General features: G+C 65.9%; 15 protein-coding genes. 7 read left to right on the top strand and 8 right to left on the bottom strand.

From position 1 onward, the window contains the following. Positions 1–63: 63 nt before the first annotated feature. The 3 genes from U8326_RS12960 to U8326_RS12950 all read right to left on the bottom strand — a co-directional run bounded on the left by U8326_RS12960 (position 64) and on the right by U8326_RS12950 (position 3149). Positions 64–462 carry a group II truncated hemoglobin gene (locus U8326_RS12960; protein ID WP_324740786.1) on the bottom strand — a complete coding sequence of 133 codons (399 nt, stop codon included), beginning with the start codon at positions 460–462 and terminating at the stop codon, positions 64–66. A gap of 81 nt (positions 463–543) precedes the next feature. Next, complete coding sequence (locus U8326_RS12955) at positions 544–2139, bottom strand: cisplatin damage response ATP-dependent DNA ligase (protein WP_324740785.1); 1596 nt, start codon at positions 2137–2139, stop codon at positions 544–546. Then, the gene (locus tag U8326_RS12950; protein ID WP_324740784.1) at positions 2139–3149 is read right to left on the bottom strand and encodes a ligase-associated DNA damage response exonuclease; all 1011 of its coding nucleotides are present in this window, start codon (positions 3147–3149) and stop codon (positions 2139–2141) included. The genes U8326_RS12955 and U8326_RS12950 overlap by 1 nt, the downstream gene beginning before the upstream one ends. A 110-nt stretch (positions 3150–3259) precedes the next feature. Here U8326_RS12950 and U8326_RS12945 point away from each other — a divergent pair, with 110 nt between their 5' ends. Then, on the top strand, positions 3260–3763 hold the full coding sequence (locus U8326_RS12945) for an EF-hand domain-containing protein (protein ID WP_324740783.1): 504 nt from the start codon (positions 3260–3262) through the stop codon (positions 3761–3763). 59 nt (positions 3764–3822) lie between these two features. On the opposite strand, the gene clpA is transcribed toward U8326_RS12945, so the two are convergent. Next, positions 3823–6183 carry an ATP-dependent Clp protease ATP-binding subunit ClpA gene (gene clpA, locus U8326_RS12940; protein ID WP_324740781.1) on the bottom strand — a complete coding sequence of 787 codons (2361 nt, stop codon included), beginning with the start codon at positions 6181–6183 and terminating at the stop codon, positions 3823–3825. Positions 6184–6296: 113 nt separating this feature from the next. After that, a complete protein-coding gene (locus U8326_RS12935) occupies positions 6297–6503 on the bottom strand; it encodes a DUF1192 domain-containing protein (RefSeq protein WP_324740780.1) in 207 nt (68 codons plus the stop codon). Between the two features lie 96 nt (positions 6504–6599). Here U8326_RS12935 and U8326_RS12930 point away from each other — a divergent pair, with 96 nt between their 5' ends. Further along, a complete protein-coding gene (locus tag U8326_RS12930) occupies positions 6600–7601 on the top strand; it encodes an NAD(P)H-quinone oxidoreductase (protein ID WP_324740779.1) in 1002 nt (333 codons plus the stop codon). Between the two features lie 2 nt (positions 7602–7603). Here the strand turns inward: U8326_RS12930 and U8326_RS12925 are convergent, their stop codons facing one another. Then, positions 7604–8305 (bottom strand): hypothetical protein, encoded by a 702-nt coding sequence (locus tag U8326_RS12925; RefSeq protein ID WP_324740778.1) that lies wholly within the window; start codon positions 8303–8305, stop codon positions 7604–7606. Between the two features lie 193 nt (positions 8306–8498). On the opposite strand from U8326_RS12925, the gene U8326_RS12920 reads away from it, so the two are divergent. The 4 genes from U8326_RS12920 to U8326_RS12905 all read left to right on the top strand — a co-directional run bounded on the left by U8326_RS12920 (position 8499) and on the right by U8326_RS12905 (position 13027). Beyond that, positions 8499–9392 (top strand): UDP-2,3-diacylglucosamine diphosphatase, encoded by an 894-nt coding sequence (locus U8326_RS12920; protein ID WP_324740777.1) that lies wholly within the window; start codon positions 8499–8501, stop codon positions 9390–9392. A gap of 8 nt (positions 9393–9400) precedes the next feature. Beyond that, positions 9401–10420, top strand: a complete 1020-nt coding sequence (locus U8326_RS12915) for a glycosyltransferase family 1 protein (protein ID WP_324743612.1) — start codon at positions 9401–9403, stop codon at positions 10418–10420. 120 nt (positions 10421–10540) lie between these two features. Continuing rightward, positions 10541–11239: a DUF1013 domain-containing protein gene (locus U8326_RS12910; RefSeq protein ID WP_324740776.1), complete on the top strand. Its 699-nt coding sequence runs from the start codon at positions 10541–10543 to the stop codon at positions 11237–11239. A gap of 162 nt (positions 11240–11401) precedes the next feature. Beyond that, positions 11402–13027 carry a long-chain fatty acid--CoA ligase gene (locus U8326_RS12905; protein ID WP_324743611.1) on the top strand — a complete coding sequence of 542 codons (1626 nt, stop codon included), beginning with the start codon at positions 11402–11404 and terminating at the stop codon, positions 13025–13027. A 103-nt stretch (positions 13028–13130) separates the two neighbouring features. Here U8326_RS12905 and U8326_RS12900 read toward each other — a convergent pair whose 3' ends face one another. Together U8326_RS12900 and U8326_RS12895 are read right to left on the bottom strand one after the other, a co-directional pair. Beyond that, complete coding sequence (locus U8326_RS12900) at positions 13131–13529, bottom strand: polymer-forming cytoskeletal protein (RefSeq protein ID WP_324740775.1); 399 nt, start codon at positions 13527–13529, stop codon at positions 13131–13133. Positions 13530–13533: 4 nt separating this feature from the next. Further along, positions 13534–14613 carry a M23 family metallopeptidase gene (locus U8326_RS12895; protein WP_416385532.1) on the bottom strand — a complete coding sequence of 360 codons (1080 nt, stop codon included), beginning with the start codon at positions 14611–14613 and terminating at the stop codon, positions 13534–13536. 353 nt (positions 14614–14966) lie between these two features. Between U8326_RS12895 and U8326_RS12890 the strand changes: the two genes are divergently transcribed. Then, positions 14967–16247 (top strand): glutamate-5-semialdehyde dehydrogenase, encoded by a 1281-nt coding sequence (locus tag U8326_RS12890; RefSeq protein ID WP_324740773.1) that lies wholly within the window; start codon positions 14967–14969, stop codon positions 16245–16247. Positions 16248–16279 lie beyond the last annotated feature (32 nt).

Genomic DNA, 16279 nt, shown 5'->3' with positions numbered 1-16279 from the left:
CTCTGCGATGGGATCGCAGTTCGCCGGCAGGACCGGCGCGGCTTCATTCTCAGGTGATGATGTTCAGTCTCGTGCCATGCCCAGAGCGATATCGTCAAGCACCTGGGCCATGGCTTGCCCGACGCGCGGATCTTCGGGCGGGCAATCTTCTATCGCGCGGCGCATGGCGTCGGCCCATTGCCGGGCCGTCCGGGCGTCGACCGGAATGCCGCGATGCGCGCTCATCATGCATTTGCTGGGGTTGGCCTCGAACCAGTCGCGCGGGCCGCCGCTCCAGCCGGTCAGGAATCCGGCCAGGGATTCCCGCATCGGCGCCAGGTCGGCCGCGTGCAGGGCGCGCAATTCGGCATAGGCGGGGTTCTGGTCCATCAAATCGTAGAAGCGATTGACGATGCGTTCGATCGCGCTTCGTCCGCCGAGTGCCTGATATGCGGTTCTTTGGGATGCTGGCTGGCTGGCCATGGCGGGCGGTCTCTCCGGGTCAAGATTTTGCAGCCTGTTCCTGCCCCCGGCATGGGCGCCAGTCCTTGATCCAGCGCAATTTCAATCGCGAATCAGGGCCTTCAGGCTTTCGATGCGGTCCGCCTCGTAGGCTGGCTTGTCCTTGCGGATGCGATGGATGCGGGGAAAGCGCATGGCGAGCCCGGATTTGTGGCGCTTGCTGGGATGGATGGAATCGAACGCGACTTCGAACACCAGGCTCTTGTCGGTTTCCCGCACGGGGCCGAAGCGATTGACGGTATGGGTGCGGACATGCCGGTCGAGCCATTTCAGCTCCTCATCGGTGAAGCCGGAATAGGCCTTGCCCACGGGCAGCAGTTCCGCTCCCTGATCGGGATCGCCATCCCAGCAGCCGAACGTATAGTCGGAATAGAAGCTGGAGCGCTTGCCCGATCCGCGCTGGGCATACATCAGCACGCAATCGACCAGCAGCGGGTCGCGCTTCCATTTATACCACAGCCCGGTCCGGCGCCCCGCCACATAGGGGCTGTCGCGCCGCTTGAGCATCAGCCCTTCGATGGAATCGTCTCGCGCCGCCGCGCGGATCGCCGCCAGCTGTTCGAAGCTGTCCGCCGGTAGCATCTGCGACAGGTCGAAATGGCTGGCGGGCAGGCGTTCGATCAGCCGTTCCAGCAGTATCCGCCGTTCGCTCCAGGGCAGGGGACGCAGATCCTCGCCTTCGAGGATCAGCACGTCGTAGAGCCGGACGAAGGCGGGCGCCTGCTCCAGCATCCTCCTGCTCACCAGCTTGCGGCCCAGCCGCTGCTGCAAGGCGTTGAAGCTGGCCGCGCCGCCTTCCTCGCCGCCCTGATGCGAGCCGCGCACCAGCAGTTCGCCATCGAGCACGGCGGGAATGCGCAAAGCCTCCGCGATTTCCGGGAAGCTGTGCGAAATATCGTCGCCCGAACGCGAGAACACACGGGTTTCGCCGGCGGCATGGACTGTCTGCACGCGAATGCCGTCCCATTTCCACTCCGCGACATAGTCCGTCACGTCGATCGTCGCGCCTTCCAGCGGATGGGCCAGCATGAAGGGCCGGAACAGCGGCAGGTTTTCCGTATCCGGCGGGGGCTGCCCATGCGCCGCCCAGTCGAACAAGGGGGCGTAGGGCGGCTCCAGCCCGTGCCAATATTCCTCCACCTCGTCCAATGGCACTCCAAAGGCCTGGGCGAAGGCCGTCTTGGCGAGGCGGGCGGAAATGCCGATCCGCATCCCGCCGGTCGCGAGCTTGAGCAGGGCATAGCGGCCCGAGGCGTCGAGCCGGTCCAGCAGCGCCGCCAATTCGGCGGCCGCGGTGGAGCGGGTCATGCCCCGCAGATGCTTCACCACTTCCGAAACGCCGGGCGGGTCGGCCCTTGCGCCATCCGGCTCCGGCCACAGCAGGCTGGCGGTCTCGGCCGTGTCGCCGACATAGTCGCGCGACAGGGTCCACAGCACCGGGTCGATCCGGTTCTGCAGCAGCGCGCGGATAGTGGAGGATTTGACCGCGGGAAAATCGAGGCTTCCGGTCAGCGCCGCCAAGGCCCAGCCCCGGTCGGGATCGAGCGTCTGCCGCAGATAGTCGGCGATGAGTTCCAGCTTGGCGTTGCGCGACCGGGTGTAGACCAGAGCGTCGAGCAGGGCGGCGAAGCGCTCCATCAATCGTCCTCGTCCTCATAGCCGACCATGGCCAGCGCCCGGGCGCGGCGCTGGTGCAGCTGGTGCCAGCGCAGCAGCGCTTCCTCGCGGCCATGGGTTATCCAGCTCTCCCGAGGGTCTATCTGCTCGATCGTCCGGGTAAGCTCGTTCCAGTCCGCATGGTCCGAGATAATCAGCGGCAGCTCCACATTGCGCTGCCGGGCGCGCTGGCGCACCCGCATCCAGCCTGACGCCATGGCGGTGACCGGATCGGGCAGGCGGCGGTTCCAGCGGTCATTCAGCGCGCCGGGCGGGCAGATCACGATCTGGCCGCGCAGATCGTCGGCTTTCCCGGCTTCCGCCACCAGCCGCAACGGGCCGAGTTCGATGCCGAAGTCCTCATACAACCGGCACATGCGCTCCATCGCGCCATGCAGCCAGATCGGCTCGGCATAGCCCGCCAGGCGCAATTGCGCGATGACGCGCTGGGCCTTGCCCAGCGCATAGGCCCCGACCAGAACGCAGCGGCCGGGATGGGCGTTGCGGGCAGCCAGCAGCTTGGCGATTTCATCTTCGACCGGCGGGTGGATGAACACCGGCAGGCCGAAGGTCGCTTCGGTGATCAGCAAGTCGCACGGCGCAACTTCGAAGGGCGCGCAAGTCGGGTCCGGACACCGCTTGTAGTCGCCTGTCACGATCACCCGCTCTCCGGCATGTTCGAGCAATATCTGCGCGGAGCCGAGAACATGGCCCGCCGGGATGAACCGCGCGGTGACACCCTTCGCCAACGTGATTTCTTCCCCATATTCCACCGGCACCGCGCCTGCGTCGGTGCCATAGCGCAAGGCCATGATCGCAAGGGTTTCCGGCGTTGCTATGGTTTGCGCATGGCCGCCGCGGGCATGGTCGGCGTGACCGTGGGTAATGAGCGCGCGATCCACCGGGCGCGCCGGATCGATCCAGCAGCCGGCCGGTTCGATCCGGATGCCCCAGGGCTCCGGCCTGATCCATGAAAAAGGCGGACGCATCATGGCAACATAGCGGCGATTGCGCGAAATCGTTCCGCTTCGATCCTGTCTGTTGCGTAGCGCGCAACAGGCGCTAGAGATAGTCGGGCAAGCGTTTTGAGAGGATTGCACCCATGCACGCACGGATCATTCTGGGTGCGGCCATGGCCGCCGCTTTGCTCGCGGGATGCGGGAAGAAGGAAACCGGGCCTGACGAGCAGGCGCGCGCGGTCGTGCCGGCCGTGGCCACGCCGGTTCCGGCGGTCACGGAAGATCCCGCGGCAACGGCGCCTCTCGCTTCGTTCGACGGCAGGGATGCCGATCATGACGGGCGCTTGACCTCGACGGAGCACAGCCAGGCCGCGCAGAAGATCTTTGCGGCGATAGATGCCAACCGGGACGGCACGATCACCGTGCAGGAAATGGACGCGGCGCGCGTATCGCTGGGCCTGCCCACGGAACCGGCTTCGGAAAAGCGGATCGCGGCCGGTGACAGCGATGGGGACAAGAAGCTGACTCTGGCGGAATGGTTCGCCATGTCCAATGCGGAGTTCGCGCGGGCGGACGCGAACGAGGATGGCTGGATCACGCGCGAGGAATGGGACGCCAGGGAAAAGCCGGATTCCGACAGCCCTTGAGGGGACGCCTGTCCTGATGCGATCCGGCCTGCCCCTGCGGACAGGCCGGAACATTCCATTCAATCCTGCTTGCCGCCGCTCTTTTCCGGGGTTGCCGCCCCTCTCCTGCGCTTCGGCTTCTGCTTGACGACCCGGGGCGCTGCCGGAGCCAGCTCGAAATTGAGCTTGTCCTCCTTCACGCTGACATGCACCTCGCCACCCTGGGAGAGCTTGCCGAACAGCAATTCCTCGGCAAGCGGCTGCTTGACCTTCTCCTGGATCAGCCGGGCCATCGGCCGGGCGCCATAGAGCTTGTCATAGCCGCGCTGGGCCAGCCATTTGCGCGCATCGGTATCGAACTGGATATGCACGTTCTGGTCGGCCAGCTGCAGTTCGAGCTGCAGGATGAACTTGTCGACCACGCGGCTGACCGTCTCCTGCCCGAGGTAGGCGAACGGCACGATCGCATCCAGGCGATTGCGGAACTCCGGGGTGAACATCTGCTTCACCGCCTCGTCGCCCGCATCCTCCTTGCTGACATCGCCGAAGCCGATGCCCTGCCGCGCCATGTCGGAAGCGCCCGCATTGGTGGTCATGATAAGCACGACATTGCGGAAATCCACGGTCTTGCCGTGGTGATCCGTCAGCCGGCCGTTATCCATCACCTGCAGCAGGATGTTGAACAGGTCGGGATGCGCCTTCTCGATCTCGTCCAGCAGCAGCACGCAATGCGGCTGCTGGTCCACCGCGTCGGTCAGCAAGCCGCCCTGATCGTAGCCGACATAGCCCGGAGGCGCGCCGATCAGCCGGCTGACGGAGTGGCGCTCCATATATTCCGACATGTCGAAACGCTGCAGCGGAATGCCCATGATGCTGGCGAGCTGCCGGGCGACTTCCGTCTTGCCGACGCCGGTGGGGCCGGAGAACAGGAAGCTGCCGATCGGCTTATCCGGATCGCGCAGCCCGGCCCGGCTCAGCTTCATGGCGCTCGACAGGACGGCGATCGCCTTGTCCTGGCCATAGACCACGCGCTTCAGGTCCCGCTCGAGATGCTCCAGCGCCTTGCGGTCGTCGCTGCTCACCGATTTCGGCGGGATGCGGGCCATGGTGGCGATCACCTTCTCGATCTCGCGCGCGGTGATGGTCTTGCGCCGCCGGCTGGGCGGGACGAGCATCTGCATCGCGCCCACCTCGTCGATCACGTCGATCGCCTTGTCGGGCAGCTTGCGGTCGTTGATGTAGCGGGCGGAAAGCTCCACCGCGGTCTTGATCGCATCCGGTGTGTATTTGACGTTGTGATGCTCCTCGAAGGCGGTCCGCAGGCCCCGCAGGATCTTGATCGTGTCCTCGACCGTCGGCTCGTTGACGTCGATCTTCTGGAACCGGCGCAGCAGCGCGCGATCCTTCTCGAAGTGGTTGCGGAACTCCTTGTAGGTGGTGGAGCCGATGCAGCGGATCGTGCCGCCGGAAAGCGCGGGCTTGAGCAGGTTGGATGCGTCCATCGCCCCGCCGCTGGTGGCGCCGGCGCCGATCACCGTGTGGATCTCGTCGATGAACAGGATCGCATGCGGCATCTTTTCCAGTTCGGACACCACCTGCTTGAGCCGTTCCTCGAAATCGCCGCGATAGCGCGTGCCGGCCAGCAGCGAGCCCATGTCGAGCGAATAGATCACCGCTTCGGCCAGCACATCGGGCACTTCGCCTTCCACGATCTTGCGGGCGAGGCCTTCGGCGATGGCGGTCTTGCCGACGCCGGGATCACCCACATAGAGCGGGTTGTTCTTGGAACGGCGGCAGAGGATCTGGATGGTGCGATCCACTTCCGGCCCGCGCCCGATCAGCGGATCGACCTTGCCGTTCAGCGCCTTCTCGTTGAGGTTAACGCAGAACTGGTCGAGCGCGCTGTCCTTGCCGCCGCTGCCGCTGGACTTGGTTTCGACCTTTTCCTCGTTATGGCTCGGTTCCTCGACCCCGCTTGCCGTGCGGCTTTCCAGTTGCCGTCCGCCCTTGCCGATGCCGTGGCTGATATAGCTCACCGCGTCCAGCCGGCTCATGTCCTGCTGCTGGAGGAAGTATACGGCGTAGCTGTCCCGCTCGGAGAACAGGGCGACCAGGACATTGGCCCCCGTCACCGTATCCTTGCCCGAGGACTGGACATGCAGGATGGCGCGCTGGATCACGCGCTGGAACCCGGCGGTGGGCTGCGGATCGGCCTTGTCCTCGGTTTTCAGGGACTGGTATTCCTGATCGAGATATTGCCTGACCACATCGCCGAGATCGTTCAGATCCACTCCGCAGGCGGTCATCACCTCGGCGGCATCCGTATCCTCGATCAACGCCAGCAAGAGGTGTTCCAGCGTCGCATATTCGTGGCTCCGGTCCGCGGCATTGCTCAGCGCGGCGTGGAGCGTGTTTTCAAGGTTCTGGGCGAAACTGGGCATCTCTTATGCGTCCCTTGCGTGTGAATATCGGCGAATGGCCTGAAAACTGTGGAAAATGAACTTGACCCCGCCAATATGGGGATCGGCCGCCCGATTGCGAGAGGCGGCCCGCCTCAACTCTCGGCCCTTGGCTTGAACAGGGAATCCGCAGTCTGCCGGTGGGCAGCGGCCTTGAGGCGATGGGATTCGACCCTGGCGATTTCCGCTTCCAGCAGGCGAATGCGTGTTTCCAGCTCGTGCTGCGAATAGCTGTCGAGGCTCTCCGCCGAGAGCCGGGTGGCTGCATCGCCACGTAACCGGGGGCGATCATCTTCGTCCATTGCAACGCAGCATCCCGCGCGCGCGCCTTGCTGTCAATGGGGCATCCCGCTACTTCTCGATGGAACGTTGCGGTTGGGGCACACTGGGGAGTGAAAATGGCCGTAAATCCGCCCGCTGCCATGCGGGCCATCACATTCGCTGAGCCAGGCGGACCGGAAGTGCTTCGGGTTTCCGAAGTCGCGGTGCCCCGGCCCGATCCCGGGCAGCTGCTCGTCAAGGTGGCGTTCGCCGGCGTGAACCGGCCCGACGTGATCCAGCGGCAGGGCAATTATCCGCCGCCGCCGGGCGCATCGCCGATCCTTGGGCTGGAGGTGTCGGGCCAGGTAGTGGCGGTGGGCGAGGGGGTGGAGCCTGAACTGCTCAACCAGCAGGTCTGCGCCCTGGTTTCCGGCGGCGGATATGCGGAATATTGCCTCGCCCGGGCGGATCACTGCCTGCCGGTGCCGGAGGGTCTTGCGCCGGACCAGGCGGCAGCCTTGCCCGAGACATTGTTCACCGTGTGGCACAATCTGTTCGAGCGCGGCTGGGCGTGCGAGGGCGAAACGATTCTGGTCCACGGCGGCACCAGCGGCATTGGCACGATGGCGGCGATGCTCGGGCGGCTGTTCGGCCTCACCGTGATCGTCACCTGCGGGTCCGACCAGAAATGCGCCGCCGCAGTGGAGATCGGCGCGGCGCACGCGATCAACTATAGGTCCACGGATTTCGTGGAGGCCGTGCAGGCGATCACGGAGGGCCGGGGGGTTGCGCTGGTGCTCGACATGGTGGCCGGGGATTATGTCGCCCGCAATCTCAAATGCCTGGCCGAGGACGGCCGCCATGTGACGATCGCGGTGCAGGGCGGGGCGAGGGCCGAGATCAACATGGCGCAGGTGATGACGCGGCGCTACAGCCTTACCGGCTCGACGCTGCGCCCGCGCTCGGACGATTTCAAGGCGGTGCTTGCGCAGGAAATCGCGCGCGAAGTGTGGCCGCTGGTGCAGGAAGGCGCCTTGCGGCCGGTGATGGATCAGGTCTTCCCGCTGGAAGAGGCCGCGTCCGCCCATCGCCGGATGGAGGCGGGCGAACATATCGGCAAGATCGTGCTGCGGCCCTGATCCTAGTAGCCGGGATCGCCATAGCGCTGGCTGTCCCAGGAAGGATCGCTGCCGGTGGCCTTGTCCATCGGTTCCGCGAACTGGGCCGCGTCCCGTTCGGGATCGCTCATCGGGGCGTCGGCCCGGCTGAATTCGCCCGATGCGCTTTCCCACGCCATCCGATCGCCCAGGAATTCGGCCAGTATCTCCGGCTTTTCCGACATCGCCAGCACCTTGTCGATCCGGTCGGGGTTCATCGCCAGCGTCAGGGCGCCCAGCATTTCGTCGATCCGCAGAATATGCTCATGCCCCGATCCGCCCGATCTGATGTTCGCCGCCCATTGATCGAGCTTGTCCTGCAGCATGTTTTCGGCGCGGTTTTCGTTCAGAACCTTGTCGATGCCCTGGATTCGCGTCCTGATCGTCGGCAATTCGAGATTCACATGGACCCGGGCCTGGTTCTCGCCCTGCGGCTCGATCCGGAAGGCCAGCGTCCCGTCGCCATTTCCACCGCTTCCGGGGATCGTATAGAGCAGCTCCCCATCCGCCGGATTGCTGCGCCTGATTGCGGGCAAGCCCAGGATCTGGCGCACCATCCCGCCATCCAGCGAGGAAAGCTGGCCATAGACGCGGGCGGCCGGGCGCCCGACATCGAGGGAGAAATCGTCTCCGCCCCCGCAAGCGGCGAGGGCCAGGGTCAAGCCGGCGGCGAGAACGCGACGCATGATTACTTCCCCCTTGCCATTCGGCGCTGCCTGCCTCGTCCCACCGCGCAGGCCGGAGCTGCGTCTGCCACATCGCACTTAAGGAGAGGTTACGGATGGCCCCGCGGAAGCATGTCGCGATGCGCCCGCGATGTAACTGTAATGTCATCGAATTGTGGTTGGCGCGTAACAATCCCCGGCTAGTGATTCGCCCATGGGCGTCGAAAGACTTGTCGATCGTGATCTGGCGGCCAGCAGCGATGCGGCTGCCGTTCCTCTCTCCCGCTTGCGGCCGGCGCGGCCGGAGCCTCCGGTTTCCGGAAGGCGGCGATACCGCACGGTCTGGATCTCGGACGTGCATCTCGGAACCAAGGGGTGCAATGCCGAGCTGCTGATCGATTTCCTCGACAGCGTCGACAGTGAGACCATGTATCTGGTCGGCGACATCATCGACGGATGGCGGCTGAAGAAGAAATTCTACTGGCCCGCGGCGCATAACGACATCGTCTGGCGTATCCTGAAGCGGGCGAAGCGCGGCACGCGCATCGTCTATATTCCCGGCAATCACGACGAGATGTTCCGCCAGTTCTCGGGGCTGAGCTTCGGAGGCGTGGAGATCCGGCGCACGGCCTTCCACACCACCGCCGATGGACGGCGGCTGATGGTGCTGCATGGGGACGAGTTCGACGCCGTGATGCTGGCCCACCGCTGGCTCGCCTGCGTGGGGGATGCGGCCTACACCCTGCTGATGAACCTAAACCGCTGGGTCAACGCGGTGCGCAGCCGGCTGGAGCTGCCCTACTGGTCGCTCAGCAAGATGGCCAAGCACAAGGTCAAGAACGCGGTCGAGTTCATCTCCCGCTACGAGGAAGTGGTGGCCAAGGCCGCTGGCGACAGAGGGGTGGACGGCGTGGTCTGCGGCCATATCCACAATGCCGAAATGCGCCAGTTCGGGGATGTGGCCTATTACAATGACGGCGACTGGGTGGAAGGCTGCACCGCGCTGGTCGAGCATTTCGACGGACGGATGGAAATTCTCCACTGGCCCGAGGAAATCGCGAAGCGCGAAGCCGGCGGCGCGATAGCCGCTCTGGAAGCGGCGGCATAGGCATGGGGCTGCGCATCGCCTTGGTGACCGATGCTTGGGCGCCGCAGGTCAACGGAGTTGTCCGCACCCTGTCCGCGGTGACGCGGGAGCTGCGCTCGCGGGGGCATGACGTCACGGTCATTTCCCCCGACCAGTTCGCGTCGATGCCGTGCCCGAGCTATCCGGAAATCCGCCTGGCGCTGGCCCGGCGCGGCAATATCGGCAAGCGCATTGCCGCGATCGGTGCCGACGCGGTCCATATCGCGACCGAAGGCCCGCTGGGCCTGGCCGCGCGGCGTTACTGCCTGTCGCGCGGCATTTCGTTCACCACGGCCTATCACACCCAGTTCCCGGATTATCTCGCGCGCCGCACGGGCCTGCCGGCCCGCGCTTTCTGGCCCTATATCCGCTGGTTCCACCGGCCATCGGCGGGAATCATGGTGGCGACCGATACGGTCAGGGCGCAATTGCGCAGCCAGGGATTGCCGCAGGTCCGGGCATGGAGCCGGGGTGTCGACCTTGCCGATTTCCATCCGGATATGGAGCCGCCCGCCCTGTTCTGGGAGCTTGAGCGGCCGATCCAGCTCTATGTCGGCCGGGTGTCGGTCGAGAAGAATATCGAAGCCTTCCTGCGCTCGACCCATCCGGGATCGAAAGTGGTGGTCGGCGATGGCCCGGCGCTCGCCCGGCTGAAGCTGCAATTCCCCACGGTCCATTTCCTGGGCAAGCAGCAAGGCGCGGATCTGGCCGCCTGCTATGCCGGAGCGGACGTGTTCGTGTTTCCCAGCAGGACCGACACCTTTGGCCTGGTGATGATCGAGGCGCTGGCTTGCGGCACCCCGGTCGCGGCCTATCCGGTCACGGGGCCGCTCGACATACTGACGCCCAGCTGCGGCGCGATGGACGAGGATCTCGATCGCGCGATCGCCGCCGCGCTGAAGCTGGATCGCGAAAGCTGCATTGCCCATGCGGCCACTTTCAGCTGGGGAGCGAGCACGGCGCAGTTCCTGTCGGCGCTGGCTTGCGAGCCGCAGGTGCTGGCCGCCTGACGTATCGCGCTTGCCGAAAAGGCGGGGATCGCCTACATGGTGGCGTGATCGGCCGCTCCGCATGGGGCGGCCCTTATATTTTCTGGCCCTGTTTTGGCCCTTTTTCGGGCGGAGAGAACCATGTCCCAACCCACACCGCTGATGCCCCATGCCACGGCATCCTGGCTGGTCGACAATACCGCACTCACTTTCGAGCAGATCGCAGAGTTCTGCGGCCTCCATATTCTGGAAGTCCAGGCGATGGCGGACGATCTCGCCAGCTCCAAATACACGGGCCGCGATCCGATCCATTCCGGCGAGCTGACGCATGAGGAGATCGAGCGCGGCCAGAACGATCCGGAATACCGCCTGAAGATGCAGCGCGCCCCGGTTTCCGTCAGCCGCACCAAGGGGCCGCGCTACACCCCGGTTTCCAAGCGGCAGGACAAGCCCGACGGCATCGCCTGGATATTGCGCAATCACCCCGAGATTTCGGATGCCCAGATCGGCAAGCTGATCGGCACCACGCGCAACACGATCACCGCGATCCGGGAACGCAGCCACTGGAACATCCAGAACATCCAGCCCAAGGACCCCGTCACGCTCGGCCTGTGCTCCCAGCGCGAGCTGGATGCGGTCGTCGCCAAGGCGGCGAAGAAGGCTGGCATCAGCGAAGACCGCGCGGCCGACCCCGGCATGACCGGCGACCGGGAAGCCCTGATCGAGGAACTGCGCGCGGAACGCGAAGCCGCCGCCAAGGCTGCGGTGGAAGCCGCGCAGGAGGCGGAGGCCGCCGCTTGGCTGGAAGCGAAGCGCGCCAGCGAATCCACCGCCGAGTAAGCCGCCGGTTCACCTTTTCCGCTTGCCGCGCCGCCTCTGGCGCGGCAGGCTGCGCGCGTGGAGAGAGGTGACGACAGTTCGGTGCAGGGCGGCATAGCGGCGGCGCATTATGCCCATGCATGTGAATGGGATTTGTCCTTCGCGCCGCTCGCTCTCCCCCAGATGTTCGAGCAAGCGGTCGCCAGGCGGCCCGATGCGCCGCTGATAGATTTTCTGGGCCGGACCTACAGCTACGCGGAAATGCTCGATCAGGCCCGTGGCTTTGCCGCCGGATTGCAGCGGCGCGGCATCGCCGGGGGGGATCGGGTGGGCCTGTTCCTGCCCAATGTTCCCGCCTATCTTTCGGCCTATTACGGCGCGATGATGATCGGCGCGGTCGTCGTTAATTTCTCCCCGCTTTATTCCGCTGAGGAGCTGGAGGCCCAGGTGGTGGATTCCGGCACGCGGGTGCTGGTGACCGCCGATGTCGCGGCCCTGTTGCCGACAGCCCTGGAAGTGCTCGACAATTCCCCGCTGGAAAGCCTGATCGTCGCGTCCCTTGGCGATATGCTGCCCTGGCCCAAGCGCCTCGCGCTCAAGCTGCTGGGCCGCGACCAGATCGCGCGCCTGCCCCGCCGGCCGGATGTCTGGAAATGGCGGGATTGCTTGGCCGCCACGGCGCCCGAGCCGGTCCCGGTCGCGCCCGGCGACCTGGCCTTGCTGCAATATACCGGCGGCACCACCGGCACGCCGAAGGGCGCGATGCTGACCCATCAGAATCTTTCCGCCAATGCCCGGCAGGTTCGCGCGGTCGATCCGGATCGCGACAATCGCGATGTCGTCCTGGGCGTGCTGCCGCTGTTCCATGTCTTCGCCAATACCTGCGTGCTCAACCGCACGGTGGCGAATGCCGGGTGCATCGTGATGCTGCCGCGGTTCGATGCCGGGCAGGCGCTGGCCACCATCGCGCGGACCCGCCCGACATCGCTGTTCGGGGTGCCGACGATGTTCCAGGCGCTGCTCGACCATCCCAGATGCGCACGCACCGATTTCTCGTCGCTCAGGGAATGCATATCGGGCGGCGCGCCGCTGTCGCTTCCGCTCAAGTCCCGGTTCGAGCGGGAAACCGGGGTCAAGGTGATCGAAGGCTATGGGTTGACCGAAAGCAGCGGGGTGGTTTCCACCAATCCGCTGCGCGGCGAAAACCGGCCGGGCAGCATCGGCCAGCCCTTGCCCGCGACCCGGATCAGGCTGCTGGACAAGGAAGACCCCGCGCGGGATGCGCCGCCGGGCGAACCGGGCGAGCTGGCCATCCTCGGCCCGCAGATCATGCAGGGCTACTGGAACCGGCCCGACGCCGCCGCGCAGGCCTTCGCCGCGCGCGATGGAGAGCGCTGGCTGCGGACGGGCGACATCGCTACGCTCGATCCCGACGGCTACATCCATATCGTCGACCGCAGCAAGGACATGATCGCGGTGGGCGGCTTCAAGGTGTTCCCCAGCCGGGTCGAGAAAGTCCTGCTGCAGCATCCGGCGGTCAAGGAAGCGCTGGTGATCGGGGTTCCCGATTCCTATCGCGGCGAAAGCCCGATGGGCTTCGTCAGCCTGAAAGACGGCGCCGGCCCGGTGACGGGGGAACAGCTGCGTGCCTGGCTCGATCCGCATGTGGGCAAGCACGAACGCCTGATCGGCGTGGAAATCCGGGACGATCTGCCCAAGACGATGATCGGGAAGCTCGACCGCAAGGCGCTCAAGGCCGAGGTCGCGGCGGGCAAGGTGACGCTGCCAACCGGCCCGCATACTCCCTGAAGCGCGAGCGGTGCCGGTTCGGCCAGAACCGGAACAAGGCTGGAATTAGCCGTTTTGCGTTATTTCCGGGCCGGCAAGCGATGCCACTTGCCGCGAAATCGCTCTAGCGGGCCAGCGAAAGGCGCGGTTCCTCGCCGTTTTCTTCCACGGCGGGCGCGGCGGCAGAGGGCATCGCGGCTTCCGCGCTGGTGCGATGGGCGAAGCGGCCCGTCACTTCCGCGCCCTGTTCGATGGTCAGCGCATCGTAGAATACGTCCCCTTCGATCCGGGCGGTGCGCAGCACCACGAGCTGGCTCGCGCTGATCGAGCCCTGGACCCGGCCCGCCAGCCGCGCGCTTTCCGCGAGGATCGCCCCGGTCACGGCGCTGCTTTCGCCCTGCACCAGCGAAGAGCACGAAATATCGCCCTCGATCCGGCCGTCGACATGGAGATCAGCGGAGGCCTTGATGTCGCCCTTGATGACGACATCCGGGCCGATGACGGAAAATGTGCCGCCCGACATCGCTCTATCGGCCGGGTGCCGCGGTTTCTCCGCGAGCTTCTTCGAGAACATGGGGCGCTGCCTCCAGGAAGGGGCGCGGGTTGACCGCGCGATCGTTGATCCGCACTTCGAAATGCAAATGCGGCCCGGTCGAGCGACCGGTGCTGCCGATTGCGCCAATGACAGCGCCGGCGGCGACCTCCTGCCCCACTTTGGCGCGGAAGGCGGACATGTGGGCATAGCGGGTCATCAGCCCGTTGCCATGGCTGATCTCGATGCAGTTTCCGTAACCGGACTTGCGGCCGGCGAAGCTGACCTTGCCCTTGGCGGCGGCATAGATCGGCGCACCGACCGGGCCGCGGAAATCGAGGCCGGCATGCATCGCGGCGGCGCCGGTGAAAGGATCGCGGCGATAGCCGAAGCCGGAGGAAATCGTCTTGAGGCTGGCCGGCATCACCTGCGGAATGCTTTTCAGCCCGCGCTCCAGCGCTTCCATCCGCGACAGGCTGAACCCGAGCCGCTCGAAACGCGGATCGATCGACCCGTCGCGGCCGGTGGACAGCAATTCGAGCGGACCGCCCTGGGCGTCCTTGGCGGAAGCGAGCATCCGGCGCGGATCAAGGCCGAGCTTGCGGATCGCCAGTTCGGCCCGCTTGGCGCGGCGGTCCGCAAAGCGGGTCAGATTCTCGACGAAGGCCAGCTGGCGGGCTTCGATCCGGGCCAGCGCGGAGGCTTCCGGAATGGCGGCGCTGACCTTGGAGATGGTCTTTTCCGCCTCTCCGCTGCTGTCCGACACGGTTTCTTCGGCCTTGATGTCCGCTGGCAGGCTGTCCACCATCTCCTCGATGAAATCCTGCCTTCGCTGGAGGTCGTCGGCCACGGAATCCAGATCGTCGCGATAGGCCGAGACACGGTTTTCGGCGGTCGTCACCTTGGCTTCGCGCTCGATCAGTTCCAGCCGATCGGCGCGGGACACGAACTGGCTGATCGTCATTCCGGCGATGGTGCCGATCCAGACCAGCAAGGCCAGCGCGACGATGGCCACGCCGATGATCTGCATTCGGGACGTGATCTTGATGAAGCGGACATGGCCCTGCGATCGCATGAAGAACTCGCGATCAGGGAACAGTTCCTGCAGGCGGCGGATAAACGTGCCGCTGGACAACCCATGTTTCAAAGTGAACGACCCCGTTCCCGCCATCTTTTTTGACCGAGGGCGGCTAGCATGCGTTGCGGGGGCCTGCCATTTCGGCGCGGTGGAAAGCGGTTGAGTTCGAGGGAGTCGCGCGATGAACGGTTGGTTAACGTCCCTCTTTCTTAAGATTTAATCGCAAGGAACGGGAACGCAACCGCGCTTGCGGCGTTGTCTGATCCCCGATTCCGGGCGAAAATGGCGGAAATCGTCGAGTCGCGCGGATTCGGCCTGACAATTCCAAGCCAAGCTGCTACCCGCACGCCATGTCCGCAGAACCCGCCACCCTCTCCACCGAATCGCCCGAAGCGCTGGTCGAACGCCTTGCCCATGCCGGGCGCGCCGCGCAGCGCGTGCTGGCGCGGATGGGCGACGCGGCCAAGGCGGCGGCCTTGCGCCAGGCGGCGCAGGCCTTGCGGGATGCCGAGGCGGAAGTGCTGGCGGCCAATGCGCGCGACGTCGCGGCGGGGGAAGCGAATGGGCTCAGCCCGGCCATGCTGGACCGGCTGCGGCTCGATCCGCAGCGCCTCGCCGGGATCGCCGACGCGGTCGAGGCGGTGGCGGCCCTGCCCGATCCGGTCGGCCAGGTGATAGACCGGGCGGAGCGCCCCAATGGCCTGCACCTTTCGCGCGTGCGGGTGCCGATCGGGCTGATCGGGATCATCTATGAAAGCCGCCCGAATGTGACGGCCGACGCCGCCGCGCTGTGCGTGCGCGCGGGCAATGCCGTGCTGCTGCGCGGCGGGAGCGAGGCAGTCAATTCCAACCGCGCGATCGAGGCGGCCTTCGCCAGAGGGCTGGAAGCGGGCGGCATCCCCGCCGCCGCCGTCCAGCTCATCCCGACCCAGGATCGCGCCGTTGTGGGCGCCATGCTGGCCGCGGCCGGGCTGATCGACATGATCGTGCCCCGTGGCGGCAAGGGCCTGGTTGCCCGGGTGCAGGCGGATGCCCGGGTGCCGGTGCTCGCCCATCTGGACGGGATTTGCCACACCTATATCCATCCCGCCGCCGATCCGGCCATGGCGGTCGATGTCTCGCGCAATGCGAAGATGCGCCGCACCGGGATTTGCGGGGCGATGGAAACCTTGCTGCTCGATGCGAATTTCCCCGCTTCGGGCGAGGTCGTCGGCGCCTTGCTCGATGCCGGCTGCGAATTGCGGGGCGACAGCCGTGCCCAGACGATCGATCCGCGCATCCGGCCCGCCGGGGCCAATGACTGGGATACGGAATATCTCGATGCGGTGCTGTCCGTCGCGGTGGTCGATGGGCTGGACGCCGCGCTCGATCATATCGCCCGCCATTCCTCGCACCACACGGATGCGATCATCACGGCGGATGAAGCGGCAGCGGATCGCTTCCTGGCCGAGGTCGACAGCGCGATCGTGATGGTGAACGCCTCCAGCCAGTTCGCCGATGGCGGCGAGTTCGGCCTCGGCGCCGAAATCGGGATCGCCACCGGCCGGCTGCATGCGCGCGGCCCGGTCGCGCTCGAAGGGCTGACGACCTACAAGTGGGTGGTGAGGGGGAGCGGCCAGACCCGCCCCTGATCGGACCAGCGCCACGGCCACCCGCAGCGGGA

It is taken from the genome of Tsuneonella sp. CC-YZS046 (assembly GCF_035581365.1).
Lineage (GTDB): Bacteria > Pseudomonadota > Alphaproteobacteria > Sphingomonadales > Sphingomonadaceae > JAWKXU01.
This window is presented reverse-complemented; position numbering and strand designations above follow the sequence as displayed.